At 67.9% G+C, this 15,357-nt stretch carries 14 protein-coding genes; 10 read left to right on the forward strand and 4 right to left on the reverse strand.

The genetic code is table 11. From position 1 onward, the window contains the following. The first annotated feature begins 135 nt into the window (after positions 1 to 135). From aliB to K9U41_RS03960, 7 genes are all read left to right on the forward strand, one after another. Positions 136 to 1,308: a cyclohexanecarboxyl-CoA dehydrogenase gene (gene aliB / locus K9U41_RS03930; protein WP_282639553.1), complete on the forward strand. Its 1,173-nt coding sequence runs from the start codon at positions 136 to 138 to the stop codon at positions 1,306 to 1,308. A 21-nt stretch (positions 1,309 to 1,329) separates the two neighbouring features. Beyond that, positions 1,330 to 2,988 (forward strand): cyclohexanecarboxylate-CoA ligase, encoded by a 1,659-nt coding sequence (gene aliA, locus K9U41_RS03935; protein WP_282639554.1) that lies wholly within the window; start codon positions 1,330 to 1,332, stop codon positions 2,986 to 2,988. 80 nt (positions 2,989 to 3,068) lie between these two features. Next, the gene (locus K9U41_RS03940; protein ID WP_282639555.1) at positions 3,069 to 5,129 is read left to right on the forward strand and encodes an FAD-dependent oxidoreductase; all 2,061 of its coding nucleotides are present in this window, start codon (positions 3,069 to 3,071) and stop codon (positions 5,127 to 5,129) included. Beyond that, positions 5,126 to 6,328, forward strand: coding sequence for a 3-oxoadipyl-CoA thiolase (pcaF, locus tag K9U41_RS03945; protein WP_282639556.1), 1,203 nt, complete (start codon positions 5,126 to 5,128; stop codon positions 6,326 to 6,328). Before K9U41_RS03940 ends, pcaF begins: the two co-directional genes overlap by 4 nt. Positions 6,329 to 6,349: 21 nt before the next feature. Then, complete coding sequence (locus K9U41_RS03950; RefSeq protein WP_282639557.1) at positions 6,350 to 6,496, forward strand: hypothetical protein; 147 nt, start codon at positions 6,350 to 6,352, stop codon at positions 6,494 to 6,496. A gap of 50 nt (positions 6,497 to 6,546) precedes the next feature. Beyond that, a complete protein-coding gene (locus K9U41_RS03955; RefSeq protein ID WP_282639558.1) occupies positions 6,547 to 8,199 on the forward strand; it encodes an electron transfer flavoprotein-ubiquinone oxidoreductase in 1,653 nt (550 codons plus the stop codon). Positions 8,200 to 8,208: 9 nt separating this feature from the next. Continuing rightward, positions 8,209 to 8,643, forward strand: coding sequence for an acyl-CoA thioesterase (locus K9U41_RS03960; RefSeq protein ID WP_282639559.1), 435 nt, complete (start codon positions 8,209 to 8,211; stop codon positions 8,641 to 8,643). Positions 8,644 to 8,705: 62 nt separating this feature from the next. Here K9U41_RS03960 and K9U41_RS03965 read toward each other — a convergent pair whose 3' ends face one another. After that, entirely contained in the window at positions 8,706 to 9,152 is a 447-nt protein-coding gene (locus K9U41_RS03965) for a MaoC/PaaZ C-terminal domain-containing protein (RefSeq protein WP_282639560.1), read from the reverse strand. A gap of 184 nt (positions 9,153 to 9,336) precedes the next feature. On the opposite strand from K9U41_RS03965, the gene K9U41_RS03970 reads away from it, so the two are divergent. Continuing rightward, a complete protein-coding gene (locus K9U41_RS03970; protein WP_282639561.1) occupies positions 9,337 to 10,539 on the forward strand; it encodes an ABC transporter substrate-binding protein in 1,203 nt (400 codons plus the stop codon). Between the two features lie 232 nt (positions 10,540 to 10,771). Here K9U41_RS03970 and K9U41_RS03975 read toward each other — a convergent pair whose 3' ends face one another. Next, positions 10,772 to 11,323: a hypothetical protein gene (locus K9U41_RS03975; protein WP_282639562.1), complete on the reverse strand. Its 552-nt coding sequence runs from the start codon at positions 11,321 to 11,323 to the stop codon at positions 10,772 to 10,774. A 359-nt stretch (positions 11,324 to 11,682) separates the two neighbouring features. Here K9U41_RS03975 and pobA point away from each other — a divergent pair, with 359 nt between their 5' ends. Then, on the forward strand, positions 11,683 to 12,855 hold the full coding sequence (gene pobA / locus K9U41_RS03980) for a 4-hydroxybenzoate 3-monooxygenase (RefSeq protein WP_282639563.1): 1,173 nt from the start codon (positions 11,683 to 11,685) through the stop codon (positions 12,853 to 12,855). Between the two features lie 33 nt (positions 12,856 to 12,888). Here the strand turns inward: pobA and K9U41_RS03985 are convergent, their stop codons facing one another. Continuing rightward, the gene (locus K9U41_RS03985) at positions 12,889 to 13,950 is read right to left on the reverse strand and encodes a 3-carboxy-cis,cis-muconate cycloisomerase (protein WP_282639564.1); all 1,062 of its coding nucleotides are present in this window, start codon (positions 13,948 to 13,950) and stop codon (positions 12,889 to 12,891) included. 85 nt (positions 13,951 to 14,035) lie between these two features. Then, positions 14,036 to 14,947 carry a pca operon transcription factor PcaQ gene (gene pcaQ / locus K9U41_RS03990; RefSeq protein WP_282639565.1) on the reverse strand — a complete coding sequence of 304 codons (912 nt, stop codon included), beginning with the start codon at positions 14,945 to 14,947 and terminating at the stop codon, positions 14,036 to 14,038. 217 nt (positions 14,948 to 15,164) lie between these two features. Here pcaQ and K9U41_RS03995 point away from each other — a divergent pair. After that, positions 15,165 to 15,357 (forward strand): carboxymuconolactone decarboxylase family protein (locus K9U41_RS03995; protein WP_282639566.1); only part of this gene is annotated, 193 nt, incomplete at its 3' end.

Consider the following 15,357-nt stretch of genomic DNA (forward strand, 5'->3'; position numbering starts at 1 on the left):
AGGCGCAAGACATGCGCATCAAGGGCTCTGCCGCGGGGATCTGTGCGCCGCGCCGGCGCCGGCCCGCGACACTCAAAGGCTGCGCTAAAGCGGCCACAGCTCAATCCGGCAGGAAAAGCCAAGGTAGGGACCCCCATGAATCCGACGGCATATCCAACGGTTTTCGATAATGAAGACCTGACCGCCTTGCGCGACCTCGCCGCCAAGTTCGCCGCCGAGCGCCTCGCGCCGGGTTATCGGGAACGCGAGCGCACCGGCAGCTTCGGCAAGGATCTGGTGCGCGAGATGGGCAGCCTCGGCCTGATCGCCCCCGAGCTGCCCGAGGAGTTCGGCGGGATCGGCTCCGGCAGCATGTATTCAGGCGTCATCATCGAGGAGATCGCCAAGGGCGACTTCAACTTCGGCTACGTGAATATCCTCGCCTCCCTGAACGGCCAGATCCTCGCCAATTTCGCCAATCCCGAGATCAAGGGCTACTGGCTGCCCAAGCTCACCGCTGGCGAGATCATGCTGGCCATCGCGCTGACCGAGCCGCGCGGCGGCTCGGACGCGGCCAATCTCGGCCTCAGGATGGAGCGCTCCGGCGACCACTATGTCCTCAACGGCGAGAAGACCTCCATCTCCGCCGCCGACCAGGCCGGCGCCGCCGTTGTCTTCGCCCGCACCGGCAAGCCCGAGGACAAGGCGCATGGCATCTCCGCCATCTTCGTGCCCATGGACACCCCCGGCATCTCGACGACCCGCTTCACCGACGTGGGCCAGCATGCCATCGGCCGCGGCTCCATCTTCTTCGACAATGTAAAGGTGCCGGTCGATCACTTGCTCGGGCAGGAGAACAAAGGTTTCGTGCAGGTGATGCAGGGCTTCGACTTCTCGCGCTCGCTCATCGGCCTGCAATGCCTTGGAACGGCCCGCCAGTCCCTCACCGAGGCCTGGGCCTATATTGGCGAGCGGCGTGCTTTCGGCAAGCCGCTCGCCGCTTTTCAGGGCATCACCCACCAGCTCGCCGATTTCGACACCCGCATCGAAGGCGCGCGGCTGCTGAGTTACAACGCGCTGTGGCTGAAGGACAACGGCCTGCCGCACGTGGCCGAGGCGGCCATGGCCAAATGGTGGCCGCCGCTCCTCGCCTACGAGGCGATCCACGCCTGCCTGCTGGTGCACGGCCACGCCGCCTATTCCAACGAGCTGCCCTTCGAGCAGCGGTTGCGCGACGTGCTGGGCCTGCAGATCGGCGACGGCACCGCGCACATCATGAAGAACATCATCGCCCGTGAACGGGCGGGCCGGGCAGCCGTTAGCGGCTGATCCGAAAAAGGGGAGGAAACCATGGAATTCGACGCCCTTCTCATCGAGCCCCGCCGCGCCAGGATGGAGGCCGAAGGCCTCTGGCCGGGCAAGACCCTGCTCGATTATTTCGACGCCTGCCTTGCCGAAAAGCCCGATGCCACCGCCGTGGTGAGCATCGTGGTCGGCACCGGGGCAAGGCGCGACCTGACCTATGCCGAGATCGACCACCTGGCCTGGCGGGCCGCGGTCGGGCTCCGCCGTCTCGGCCTCGGAAAGGACGATGTTCTTGCGAGCCAGCTGGCCAATGGCTGGGAATTCGTCGTCCTCTACATCGCCTGCCGGCGCCTGGGCATCGTCTTCAACCCGGTGATGCCCATCTTCCGCGAGCACGAGCTGCGCTTCATGCTGCGCCATGGCGAGGCCAAGGCCTTCGCCATCCCCAAGGTGTTCCGCGGCTTCGACCACGAGGCCATGGCCGAAACGCTCAAGCCTGAGCTGCCAGACCTCTCGACCCTCATCGTCGTCGGAGGGGCAGGGCCGAACGGGTTCGAAGCGCTGCTGCTCGATCCGGCGTTCGACGCCGAGGTGTCCGGCATCCGGCAGGTCAGCGCCCGCGACCGGGGCGACTCCAACGACGTGTGCCAGCTCATCTACACCTCGGGCACCACGGGCGAGCCCAAGGGCGTGATGCACACCGCCAATACCATGTATTCCAACCTCGTCCCCTACGCCACCCGTCTGGGCCTCGGCGCGTCCGACGTGGTTCTGATGGCCTCGCCCATGGCCCACCAGACGGGCTTCATGTACGGCCTGCTCATGCCGGTCATGCTCAAGGCCCGCATGGTGTTGCTGGACAGCTGGGACAAGGCGCTGGCCGCCAGGGTGATCGCGCAGGAAGGCGTCACCTTCACCATGGCCTCGACGCCCTTCCTCATGGACCTCACCAACACGGTGGAGGAGCTCGGCACCGATTCCTCCTCCCTGCGCATCTTCCTGTGCGCGGGCACGGCCATCCCTGGCGCGCTGGTGGAGCGGGCGCGCAAGGTGCTCGGCACCAAGATCGTTTCAGCCTGGGGCATGACCGAGAACGGCGCGGTGACCCTCGTCTCCCCTTCCGACCCCGATGAACGCTCCGTCAATACGGACGGCTTCGTCCTGCCCGGCATGGAGATTCAGATCCGCGCCGCCGACGGCACGGTGCTGCCGGCCGGCCAGGAAGGCGCGCTCTATGTGCGCGGCTGCTCCAATTTCGGCGGCTATCTGAAGCGGCCCCAGTGGAACGCCACCGATGCCGGGGGCTGGTTCGACACCGGCGACATCGCGCGGATAGACGACGCCGGCTATATCCGCATCTGCGGGCGGACCAAGGACGTGATCATCCGCGGGGCGGAGAACCTGCCCGTGGTGGAGATCGAGGCGGTGCTCTACAAGCACCCCGACATCCAGCAGGTGGCCATCGTCGCCTATCCCGACGAGCGCCTCGGCGAGCGCGCCTGTGCCTTCGTGGTGCCGAAGCAGGGCAAGGCGTTCTCCTTCGAGGAGATGGTTCGCTTCCTCGATAGCCAGCATCTGGCCAAGCAATATTATCCCGAGCGGCTGGAGGTCTGTGACCAGCTGCCGTCCACCGCCTCCGGCAAGATCCAGAAGTTCGCTTTGCGCACCATGCTGCGCGAGGCCTACGAGAAGTCCCGGTCATGACCTCCCCCATGCGCCCGGGTGGGCCGAACGCGTCGGATACGCGCACGGCGAGCGTCCCCGCGTCTGCAGGCGAGGCTGCCGTGTCCGGACCGGTTCATTGCATCGTCGATGACGGCATCGCCCTCGTCACCATCGACAATCCTCCGGTCAACGTCACCTCCCAGGCCGTGCGGCAGGGTCTTGTGCGCGCCCTCGACAAGGCAGAAGCGGCGGGCGTCGCCCGCGTCGTGCTGACGGGTGCCGGCAAGACCTTCATCGCCGGCGCCGACGCCAGGGAGTTTGCCGCCCCGCCTGCGGCGCCCCACCTGCCGGACATCATCCGCCGGATCGAGGACTTTCCGGTTCCCGTGGTCGCAGCCATCAACGGAACGGCCCTCGGCGGCGGGCTGGAGGTGGCGCTCGCGTGCCGGGCGCGCATCGCCGCGCCGGCGGCCACTCTGGGGCTGCCGGAAGTGACGCTCGGTGTCGTGCCCGGCGCCGGTGGCACCCAACGGCTGCCGCGCCTCATCGGCCTCGGGCCGGCCCTGTCGCTCATCGGCGAGGGGCGGGTGATCGGCGCGGGGGAGGCACAGTGCCTGGGGCTCGTGGATACGGTCGCAGCCGATCCGGTGACCCTCGCCCGCACCTTTTCCATTCCGAGCCGGCCCGCCACCGGCGCCTTGCCCGCCCCACCGCCCGATCCGGAGGCGGTGGGGGCAGCGCGCAAGCAGGCGGCAAGGCGCAGCCCGGGCCAGATCGCGCCCTTGAAGGCCATCGATCTCGTCGATGCCTCGACCCGCCTCCCGCTCGACGAGGGGCTGGTGGTGGAGCGCGAAACCTTCCTCGCTCTGAAGACCTCGGATCAGGCGGCGGCCTTGCGCCATGTGTTCTTCGCCGAGCGCGCCGCCATGGCGCAGGGGAAAGGCGGCGGGGCGGAAATCAGCTCCGCCGTGGTGGTGGGCGGCGGCACCATGGGCGCCAGCATCGCCTACGCCCTGGCAGGACTCGGCATTTCCGTGGCGCTGGTGGAAAGCGATGCCGCCGGCGTCGAGCGGGCGCGGGCCAATGTGGCGCGCCTCTATGCCGACGCGGTGAAGCGGGGCAAGACCACTGCCGAGGCCGCCGAAGCGGAGCAGGCCACGCGCCTCAGCTTCCACGAGGGCTATGGCGCGCTGCCGCCGGCGGATTTCGCCATCGAGGCGGTGTTCGAGGACATGGAGGTCAAGCGGCAGGTCTTCGCCGCCCTCGACGCGGCGCTGCCGGAGAGCGCCGTCCTCGCCACCAACACCTCTTTTCTCGATGTGAACCAGTTCGGCGAAGGCGTGCGCCGTCCGGAGCGCTTCCTCGGGCTGCATTTCTTCAGTCCGGCCCACGTGATGAAGCTCCTGGAGGTGATCCGGGCGCGGACCACCTCCGCCGAGACGCTGGCGACGGCGCTGCGTCTCGCCGCGCGGCTGAAGAAGATCCCGATCCTCGCCGGCGTGTGCGACGGCTTCATCGGCAACCGCATCCTCACCCGCTATCGCCAGACCTGCGACATCATGCTGATGGAAGGTGCTCTTCCCGCGCAGGTGGATACGGCGCTGCGCGGCTTCGGCATGGCCATGGGTCCCTACGAGGTGCAGGACCTCTCCGGCCTGGACATCGCCTATGCCAACCGCAAGCGCCTTGGCTGGCGCACGAAGGAAGGCTTCCGCTACATCCCCATCGCCGACCGGATCGTCGAAGAGACCGGCCGGCTCGGGCGCAAGACGGGAGCCGGGTGGTACGACTACGACGGCGGCAAGGCCTCTCCCTCGGCGTTGATCGACCAGATCGTGGGGGAGGAGTCGGCCCGCGCCGGCATCGCGCGCCGCACCTTCTCCGATGAGGAGATCGTCACCCGCGCCATCAGCTCCATGATCGAGGAAGGCTTCCGCATCCTCGAGGAAGGCATCGCCGCACGTGCCGCCGACATCGATCTCGTGATGATCCACGGCTACGCCTTCCCGCGGTGGCGCGGCGGCCCGATGCACTACGCCGGGCGCATCGGCCTTCCTGAAATCCTCCGCCGGATCGAGGCCTTCGCCGCCGAAGATCCGCTGTCCTGGGGCATTCCCGAGCTCCTGCGCCACGCAGCGCGCGAGGGGCTGGGCCCGGACGACCTGAAGGGGCAAGCATGACCCAAGCCTTCATCTGCGACTATATCCGTACGCCCATCGGCCGTTACGGCGGCGCCCTCGCCCCGGTGCGCGCCGACGACCTTGCCGCACTGCCCCTCGGCGCCCTCCTTGCCAGCAATCCCGGCCTCGATCCTGACGCCGTGGAGGAGGTGTGGATGGGGTGCGCCAATCAGGCCGGGGAAGACAACCGCAACGTGGCGCGCATGGCCCTACTGCTCGCCGGCCTGCCGCAGAGCGTGCCCGGCGTCACGGTGAACCGCTTGTGCGGCTCCGGACTGGAGGCGGTGGCGGCAGCCGCCCGCGCCATAAGGTCCGGCGACATGGAACTCGCCATCGCCGGCGGCGTGGAAAGCATGACCCGTGCGCCCTTCGTGATCCCCAAAGGGTCTTCCGCCTGGTCGCGCGCCTCCGAGATCCACGACACCACCATCGGCTGGCGCTTCGTCAACCCGCGCATGGCCGAAGGGTACGGCATCGATTCCATGCCCGAGACGGCGCAGAATCTGGCCGACGACCATGCCATCTCCCGCGAGGACCAGGACGCCTTCGCCTTGCGCTCCCAGGAGAAAACGGCGGCGGCCCAGGCGAGTGGCCGGCTTGCTGCGGAAATCCTTCCTGTCGCCGTGCCCCTGGGCCGCGGCAAGACCCAGGAGGTGGACAAGGACGAGCATCCGCGCGCAACGACCCTTGCGGATCTCGCGAAGCTGAAGCCCATCACCCGGCCCGACGGCTCGGTGACCGCCGGCAATGCCAGCGGTGTCAATGACGGGGCGGCGGCGCTGATCGTCGCTTCCGAGGCGGCGGCGAAGCGCTTCGGGCTCACCCCCCTTGCCCGCGTGGTGGCCGGGGCTTCTGCCGGCGTCGCGCCGCGCATCATGGGCATTGGCCCGGTTCCGGCGGTGGAGAAGCTCTGCGGGAAGACCGGGGTCGGGCTGGATGCCATCGATCTCATCGAGCTGAACGAGGCCTTCGCCGCCCAGTCCCTCGCGGTGCTGCGCGCGCTTCACCTCGCCGACGACGATCCCCGGGTGAACCCCAATGGCGGCGCCATCGCGCTCGGCCATCCCCTCGGCATGAGCGGGGCGCGCATCGCCGGATCGGCGGCGCTCGATCTGGCGCGGGGTGCGGGCCGCCATGCCCTGGCGACCATGTGCGTGGGCGTGGGCCAGGGTGCCGCGCTGTTGCTGGAACGAATTTGACGCATACGGGAGGAAGCCGCTGTGACGGGAGAAGTGAAGCTCAAGCCGAAGGATGCCCCCGACCTGTCGCGTTTTCAGTGGGACGATGCTTTCCGCCTCGCGAGCCAGCTCTCCGAGGACGAGCGGATGGCCTGGCGAGTGATCTCTTCCACATCCTGCCCGCGCTGACCGGCAGGCACTGAACCCCACGCAAGCAGAACCAGGCAAAGAGAGGCGCAATGTCCCAGATCGAGCGGGAGGCGATGGAGTACGATGTCGTGATCGTCGGCGCGGGCCCGGCAGGGCTTTCCGCCGCGATCCGCCTGAAGCAGCTCGATCCGCAATTGTCCGTCGTGGTGCTCGAGAAGGGCTCCGAAGTGGGCGCGCATATCCTCTCCGGAGCGGTGCTCGATCCCTCCGGTCTCGACGCGCTCATCCCCGACTGGCGCGAGCGAGGCGCGCCGATCACCGTGCCGGTGCGCGAGGACAACTTCCACTTCCTCACCGCGACCGGCGGGGTCCGCATTCCCAACTGGCCCATGCCGCGGCTCATGTCGAACCACGGCGCCTACATCGTCTCCATGGGCAATGTGTGCCGCTGGATGGCCCGGCACGCGGAAGAACTCGGCGTCGAGATCTTCCCCGGCATGGCCTGCTCGGCGCTGGTCTACGGCGAAAGGGGTGAGGTGAAGGGGGTTGTGGCGGGCGAGTTCGGCCGCTCTGCCGATGGCACGCCGGGTCCCGCCTACGAGCCGGGCATGGAGCTGCACGGCAAATATGTCTTCCTCGGCGAAGGCGTGCGCGGCTCGCTGGCCAAGGAGGTTATCGCCCGGTTCGACCTGGGCCGGGACCACTGCCCGCAGAAGTTCGGCATCGGCATGAAGGAGATCTGGGAGATCGACCCCGCCAAGCACAGGGAGGGCACCGTCACCCACACCATCGGCTGGCCGCTCGGCTCCAGCGCGGGCGGCGGGTCGTTCATCTATCATATCGACAACCATCAGGTTTACGTCGGCTTCGTCGTTCACCTGAATTATGCGAACCCTTATCTGTCTCCGTACATGGAGTTCCAGCGGTTCAAGCACCATCCGATGGTTGCCGGGCTGCTGGAAGGGGGAAAGCGCGTCGCCTATGGCGCGCGGGCCATCTCGGAAGGCGGATGGCAATCCATCCCCACCCTCGTGGCGCCGGGCGTGGCGCTCGTCGGCTGCGCGGCGGGCCTCGTGAACGTGCCGCGCATCAAGGGCAACCACAACGCCATGCTCTCGGGCAAGGCGGCGGCGGAAGCGGCCCATGCCGCCATAAACGCGGGTCGCTCCGGCGACGCGCTCACCGCCTATGAGGAGGAGATCCGCCACGGCGCCGTGGGCAAGGACCTGAAGAAGGTCCGCAACGTGAAGCCGCTCTGGTCCAGATATGGGCTCACCGCATCGCTCATGCTCGGCGGCCTCGACATGTGGACCAATGATCTCTTCGGGGTGAGCCTGTTCGGCACCTTGAAGCACGGCAAGAGCGACGCCGCATCAACAGGTGAGGCCAAGGACTTCGCACCGATCGCGTATCCCAGGCCCGACGGCGTGCTCTCCTTCGATCGGCTGACCAACGTGGCGTTCAGCTTCACCAACCACGAGGAAAGCCAGCCACCCCACCTGAAACTTGCGGATCCTGCGCTCCCCATCGCCGTGACCCTGCCGAAATTCGCCGAGCCCGCCCAGCGCTATTGCCCTGCCGGGGTCTACGAGGTGGTGGAGGGGGACGGCGAGCGCCCCCGCTTTGTGGTCAACTTCCAGAATTGCGTCCACTGCAAGACGTGCGACATCAAGGATCCCGCACAGAACATCACCTGGACGACGCCCCAGGGCGGCGACGGGCCGAACTATCCGAACATGTGACGAGGGCTCATGGGCAACGGCGCATTCATCTGGCGGCGGCGGGTCGGCTTCGGCGACTGCGATCCGGCGCGCATCGCCTATACGGGCCGCATCCCGGACTTCGCCCTCGAGGCGATCGACGCCTTCTGGGAGGATCTGCTCGACGGCGACAATTGGTTCCGGATGAACGTGGACCAGGGTTTTGGATGCCCCTTTGTGCATATGGAGATGGACTTCAAGGTCCCGATCACGCCGCGCGCGCCGCTGTTCTGCCATGTTGAGCCGGCACGGCTCGGAACCACCTCCATCACGTTTCGCGTGGTCGGCATGCAGGACGGACACCCCTGTTTCATCGCCAGCTTCGTGGCGGTCTTCGTGGTGGCGGGCGAGCTGCGGAAGATCCCGGTCCCCGACCATATCCGCGCCCCGCTGCTGGAGCGATACGCCCATCTGCGCCAACCGTGATGCAGCATGGCAAGGAAAGCGTTGCGAGCAGTTGGACACTGATCGGCAGGTATGCGGGACGCTTATCCGGCCGCGGGGGTGTTCGCCAACCAGGCGAGGGTGTGGGAGGCGACCGCCACCACCGTGCCATCCTGGTTCGTGACCTCGATTGCGGCGCTGGCGCGCCTGCGCGCGGTGTCCACCGTGCTTACGCGATAGTGGGTCGTCACTGTATCTCCCAGGAAGACCGGCGCGACGAAGCGGATGCGGTCATAGCCGAGCGCCACCGCGATCTCGTTCGCCTCGGGCGGCGTTCGCGCCGCGATCATTCCCGCGACGGTGGACATGAAGCCCACCAGCAGTGCGCCGTGGGCCTGCAGCCGACCGAAGCGTGAGCGCTCCATGAAGGCGCGGTTGACGTGGTTCGGGGCGAAGTCGCCGGTAATCCCGGCGAAGAGGTACACGTCGCTCTCGCCAACCGTCTTCGTGAAGACGGCGGTATCGCCCGGCTTCACGTGGAAGTCCTGCATCGCCCTGTCCTCTTCATCCCGGTTCGGCATGTGGCCGGCCAGGCATAATTTTCCGCGCGCTGCGGAGAGTCCACCGTAGCTCGGTCGAAAAAATTAGCAAATATATTTACATATTATATGCAATGTGATTGACATAAATAACGTCAATAAAAACAGCTTCAATCACCTCAGGGGAGGACACATCATGCGTTATTATATGAGCATTTGCGGGCTTTTGGCCGGCATTGCGCTAGGGGCTGGACCCGCCGCGGCCGAGGCCAGGATCAAGATCGGTATCCTGAGCGACATGAGCGGACCATACTCGGATCTTGCCGGTCCCGGCTCGGTGGCGGCTGCCCGTCTCGCGGTGGAGGACTTCAAGGGGGCGGACAAGGGCATCCAGGTGGAGATCGTCTCGGGCAACCATCAGAACAAGGCGGACATCGGCTCTGTCATCGCCCGCTCGTGGATCGACCAGGAGGGTGTCGACGTCATCGGCGACGTCACCGGCTCGCCGGTTGCGCTGGCGGTCAGCCAGATCGTCAAGGACAAGGACAGGATCCAGCTCAATGCGGGCGCGGCGACCGCCGACCTCACCGGGTCCAAATGCACGCCCAACACCATCCACTGGACCTATGACACCTGGGCCAATGCCAATGGCACCGGCAGCGCCATGGTGCGCCAGGGCGGCAACAGCTGGTTCTTCATCGCGGTGGACCAGGCGTCCGGCCACGCCATGGAGCGCGACACCGTGGCGGTGGTGAAGGCCGCCGGCGGGCAGGTGCTGGGATCGGTCAAGCATCCGCTCGGCACCAGCGACTTCTCATCCTACTTGATCCGGGCGCAATCCTCCGGCGCCAAGGTGGTGGGCCTCGCCAGTGGCGGCGAGGACATGATCAACGCCATCAAGCAGGCCTCCGAGTTCGGCATCGTGCAGGGCGGGCAGTCCATCGCCGGCTTGTTCACCTTCATCACCGACATCCATGCCCTCGGCCTGAAGCTGGCGCAGGGGCTGGTGCTGACGGAGGCGTTCTACTGGGACCGCGACGACGCCAGCCGTGCCTTCGCCAAACGCTTCGCCGCACTCCACAAGGGCAAGATGCCCACGCAGGTTCATGCCGGCGTCTATTCATCCATCATGCACTATCTCAAGGCGGTAGAGGCCGCCGGCACCAAGGACACCAAGGCCGTGCTGGCCAAGATGCGCGAGATGCCCATCGACGACCCTCTGTTCGGCAAGGGCGAGGTGCGCATCGACGGCCGCGCGGTGCACGACATGTTCCTGTTCCGAGTCAAGACCCCGGCGCAGTCCAAGGGTGAATGGGACGTCTACGAGACCCTCGCCACCATCCCGGCGGCCGAGGCTTTCCGCCCGCTCAACGAAGGCGGCTGCCCGCTGGTGAAATAAAGCGGACCCGGTGGACTTAAGCCGGCGATAGCGGCGATGAAGAAGTCGGACGAGATCCGTGGTTCAGTGGCGACGATTGCGGTGGATATACTGACTCCGTCTTCCTGGGCCATGCGATCTTTGTGAGTTGCCGCGTCGTCGGCGTAGATCCACAGAGGCGGCTCTCAGAGCCTGTTTGCAAATTATGGGTAAGCGTTGCGCCGGATGAGGATGCCGCCCATGGCGACATGGATCATGGCGCGCTTACGCCGAGCCGCCGGGCGCGATCGGCGAGGCTTGGATGGCGGCGAAAATCCTCCTCCACCGGGGTGGTGCAGCGCTCCACACGCTGGATGCCGGCGAAGGCCTGGCTGCCGCCGTCCGGCCGACCCGCGGCCAAAGTCCGGTGGAACCACATCAGGATCAGGCCGGCGAAGGCGGTAAGCGCCTCGCGTCGGCTGGCGCCGTGCTCGCCGGATTCGCCTAGCGCGAGGTCCAGCGTGGTCTGCAACTGCGCCGCCTGAGCCGGCGTGACTGCCAGCAGCAGCGGCGCCTTGAACAGGCTGCGCCACTGGGTCTTGGGCGACGACCAGTGGTCGAGCACTGCGGCGGGCACGCTCGCCACGTAGCCATCGGTGTGCGGGGCGAAATCGAAGGCGTGGACCACCAACGGCGGCACGGCGATGGCCGCGCCGGGGCCGAGGGCGTGGACGGTTCCATCAATGACAGCCGCACCGCCTCCCGCCGCGATGAAGACGAACTGGTGGAGGCCGCCGTTGGCGGTGCGAGCGGATGCGCCAGTCATGCTTGGCGCTGCGTGCCGTGATGGTCGCCACGTGCCGTTCGTCGGGAAAGCCATCCGCACCCTCGCCGGAGAGGGCGCAGGCGGGCACCGGGGGCGCGGCGCTTCCCATTGGCACGTCCGATAGGTTCGATTTGTCCAAGAGAGTGCGCGAAGGTTCCATTCCGCACCAGCCGTCCGCGCGCCATTCTCACCAGTGCCGACGCCGCGCGCGACGCGGCGCGAGAACGGGTCTGCGGGACCGCCTTCCGGCCGGAGCCGCGGTCCCGCTCCGTCCATTGCCCAACCTGAAAAAACCAACACGGGACTGCGTCGGCACGTCGAAGGCGTTCCGCGCGGAGTGTCCCTGGGAGGAAACAGACGTGCGACATCAAGTGTGCATCATCGGCGCTGGCCCGTCCGGCCTTCTCCTCGGCCAGCTTCTCGCAAAGGCCGGCGTCGACGCGGTGATCCTGGAGGCGAGGAGCGCCGATTACGTGCTCTCGCGCATCCGCGCCGGGGTGCTGGAGAGCGGCCTTGTGGACCTCATGCGGCAGGCGGGATGCGCCGATCGGCTGGACCGGGAAGGCCTCGTGCATGACGGCTTCCACTTGGCCTTCGCCGGCCGGACCCATCGCATCGACCTTCGCGCCCTGTCCGGCGGCAAGTCGGTGGTGGTCTACGGCCAGACGGAAATCACGCGCGACCTGATGGAGGCCCGCGCCGCCCTGGGCGTCCCGACCGTCTACGAGGCGCAGGACGTGGCCCTGCACGATTTCGACGGTCCCCGCCCGCGCGTGACCTACAGCAAGGACGGCGCCACCCACGAGATCGCCTGCGATTTCATTGCCGGCTGCGACGGCTTTCACGGCATCGCGCGCCGTTCCATTCCGGAAACGGCCATCGCCCAGTTCGAGCGGGTCTATGCCTTCGGCTGGCTGGGGCTGCTCGCCGACGTGCCGCCGGCCTCGGACGAACTCGTCTATGCCCGCCACGAGCGTGGCTTTGCGCTGGCGTCCATGCGGTCCCACACGCGCAGCCGCTCTTACATCCAGGTGCCGCTCTCCGACCAGGTTGAGGATTGGTCTGACGAACGGTTCTACGACGAGTTCCGCCGCCGCCTGCCGGAGGAGGTGGCCGCGCGCGTGGTCCCCGGGCCGTCGGTGGAGAAGAGCATCGCCCCGCTGCGCTCCTTCGTGGCGGAGCCGTTGCGCTTCGGACGGCTGTTCCTCGCCGGCGACGCCGGCCACATCGTGCCGCCGACGGGGGCCAAGGGCCTCAATCTGGCGGCGAGCGACGTGCATTACCTGGCGTCCGGGCTGATCGAGCATTACCGGGACAAATCGGACGCCGGCATCGACGCCTATTCCGAGCGGGCGCTGAGACGGATCTGGAAGGCGGAGCGCTTCTCCTGGTGGATGACCTCCATGCTGCACCTGTTCCCCGAAGCCGGGGACTTCGTGGCCCGCATGCAGCTTGCCGAGCTCGACTATATCGCCGGCTCGGAGGCGGCGGCGACCACGGTGGCGGAGAACTATGTGGGCCTGCCGTTCTGAAGCCCGCTGCCGCCCCCGGCCGCCGTCGCGTCGTCAGGATCGTGCGGGAAAGCGCAGGGCCTCGATGAGCGCGAAGGCGGTGCGGGTGGCGGCGCCGGCGGTCGTCACGAGCTGGGGCAGGATCATCCACTCCAGGGTCCAGGCGGCGCCGGAGCGCTCGTTCTCGTGCACCAGGGCCTGGTCCAGGCCGCCCTGGAGCATGGCGGCGAAGCGCGCCAGGGTCACCAGGATCTCGGCGCCCACGGGATTGTTCTTCTCCGGCATCGCGGAGGAGCCGCCGCCGCCGGCGATGGTCACCTCGCCCACCTCGTTCTGGGCCATGAGGGCGATGTCGGCGCCGAACTTGCCAAGCGAGCCGGCCAGCAGCGCGCACCAATGACCATAGGCGGCGACAGCGTCCCGCTCGGCATGGGTGGCGCGTGGCGCGGCGCCAAGGCCGAGCCGGGCCGCGAGCCCGTCGGCCACGCGCCCGGCAGCGTCTCCCAGCTCGGCCCGGTTGCCCACCGCCCCCCCCAGCTGCACCCGGAACAGATCGTCCGCCACCGCCGGAAAACGGGCCCGGTGCCGCGCAAGGGGCTCGCGCCAGGTGGCAACCTTGTGGGCGAGGGTGATGGGCCGTGCCCGCTGCATGCGCGTATGGCCCGTCAGCTCCAGACCGCCCGCGGTGGCGGTCAGCCGATCGAAGCTGCCGATCAGCGCGTCGAGGCGCGCCAGCAGGATGTCGGACGCCGCCTTCAGGCGCAGGAACAGGCTGGTGTCGATCACGTCCTGGCTGGTCGAGCCCTTGTGCACGAAGCCCGCATGGGGCTCGCCTACCGCTGCGCGCAGCCGGCGCACCAGCTCCGGGATCACCACGCCGTCGCGGGCCACCGCTGAAGCCAGCTCCGCGGGTGCGACGGCGATGCTGCGTGCCGCCTGCGCGATGGCAGCGGCCGCCTCGTGCGGAATGACGCCGGCCTCCGCCTCCGCCTCCGCCAGCGCCGCTTCGAAGCGGAGCATGGCGGCGATGTCGGCTTCGGCGGTGAAGGCAGCGGCGATGGCATCGTCGCCAAGGAGTGGCCGCAGGAAGGGGTGCTCGAACACGGACACGCTCATGGATCTGGGGCCTTCCTTGGGAACGAAACGGGCCGCAAGCTCGACCGCGGCGCGCGGTGGCGTCAAGCCTGTTGTGGGGTCCGGCTCACAGCGCGCGGGCCACCGCGCGCAGGGCGTCGAGCAAGATCGCCGCCTGCGGCAGGGGGGCCTGTCCCGCCCGCGTGGTGAGGCCCACCGGCCCGCCGGATATGGACATGGACAGGGGCAGCCGCACCAGTGTGCCGGCGTCGAGATCGCCGGCCACCACCCCGTGGGAGATGACCCACACCGCGTCACTGGCACCGACATAGGCCCGCGAGAAGCTCGCATCGGTGGTCTCGATGCGGTCGGCGGGGCCGGCCAGGCCTTCCATCAGGAACAGCCGGTCGATCTCCGGACGAATGATGGAGCCTTGTCCCGGCATGATGAAGGGATGGCGCGCAAGCTCCACCAGCCCCACCGGGTGGCCGGTGTCGGCAGGATGGCCGCGCCGCGCCACGAAGACGATGGGCTCGGAATACAGGTGCTCGAAGGCGAGGCCCATCATGGCCTTGGGCTCGGCGAGGCGACCCACCACCAGATCGAGCCGGCCCTCGTTGAGCAGATCGAGGAGCCAGCCGTTGGGCCCGGCCTCGATCATGATGGTGGCATCGAGGCCCGTTTCCTTCGCACGCCGGACCGCGCCGGGCATGATCCGCGCCGCCACCGTGGGCAGCGCGCCGACCCTGAGCGCCACGTCGCCGCCGTCCGGCCGCCGCAGCGTGTCGATGCCACGTCCCAGTTCCGCGAAGGCCGCCCCCGCGTGGGTGCGGAAGGCGGTGCCCTGCGGTGTCAGCACGGCGCCGCCGCGGCCGCGCTCGAACAGCGGCGCGCCGAGGATGTCCTCCAGCTCGGCGATGGCCCGCGACACCGCCGGCTGGGTGAGGCCGAGCGCGTCGGCCGCGCGGCCGAAGCCGGACCGCGCCGCCACCTCCAGGAAGCAGGCAATGTGGCGCAGCTTCATGCGTCCGTCGATCATGGTCGATACATATCCAAATTGCATGGATAGATAGAAAAATATCATTTTCCATATCATACGCTACATGAAATTCTCGCGGCGATCCCAAACGGGGCCAGCCGGGTCGTTCGAGCGTGTGCATGCACGTTTCATCCAAGTTTATCCCGGCAGGCCCCGCGCCACATGAGGCCGTCCCGTGTCAATTCCCACCGACCGCTCCCCGCGCTGGACTGCCGGAATGGCAACCCGCCGTTCCGTGCTCGGAGACAGCTATGTGGACGCGGCATCCGCCCGCACCACGCCGTTCGATGCCGGCTTCCAGACCTTCATCACCGAGGGCGCCTGGGGTTCGGTGTGGTCGCGGCCGGGGCTGACGCGGCGCGAGCGGTCCATGATCACCATCGCGCTGCTCGCGGCGCTCGGCCACGACG

Source organism: Xanthobacter autotrophicus (assembly GCF_029991245.1).
Taxonomy (GTDB): domain Bacteria; phylum Pseudomonadota; class Alphaproteobacteria; order Rhizobiales; family Xanthobacteraceae; genus Xanthobacter; species Xanthobacter autotrophicus_C.

Coding starts and splice junctions, on each gene's coding strand:
- aliB (WP_282639553.1), top strand. CDS start 136: ATGAATCCGACGGCATATCCAACGGTTTTCGATAATGAAGACCTGACC.
- K9U41_RS03955 (WP_282639558.1), top strand. CDS start 6,547: ATGTCCCAGATCGAGCGGGAGGCGATGGAGTACGATGTCGTGATCGTC.
- K9U41_RS03960 (WP_282639559.1), top strand. CDS start 8,209: ATGGGCAACGGCGCATTCATCTGGCGGCGGCGGGTCGGCTTCGGCGAC.
- K9U41_RS03965 (WP_282639560.1), bottom strand. CDS start 9,152: ATGCAGGACTTCCACGTGAAGCCGGGCGATACCGCCGTCTTCACGAAG.
- pcaF (WP_282639556.1), top strand. CDS start 5,126: ATGACCCAAGCCTTCATCTGCGACTATATCCGTACGCCCATCGGCCGT.
- K9U41_RS03985 (WP_282639564.1), bottom strand. CDS start 13,950: ATGAGCGTGTCCGTGTTCGAGCACCCCTTCCTGCGGCCACTCCTTGGC.
- pcaQ (WP_282639565.1), bottom strand. CDS start 14,947: ATGATCGACGGACGCATGAAGCTGCGCCACATTGCCTGCTTCCTGGAG.
- K9U41_RS03970 (WP_282639561.1), top strand. CDS start 9,337: ATGCGTTATTATATGAGCATTTGCGGGCTTTTGGCCGGCATTGCGCTA.
- aliA (WP_282639554.1), top strand. CDS start 1,330: ATGGAATTCGACGCCCTTCTCATCGAGCCCCGCCGCGCCAGGATGGAG.
- K9U41_RS03975 (WP_282639562.1), bottom strand. CDS start 11,323: ATGACTGGCGCATCCGCTCGCACCGCCAACGGCGGCCTCCACCAGTTC.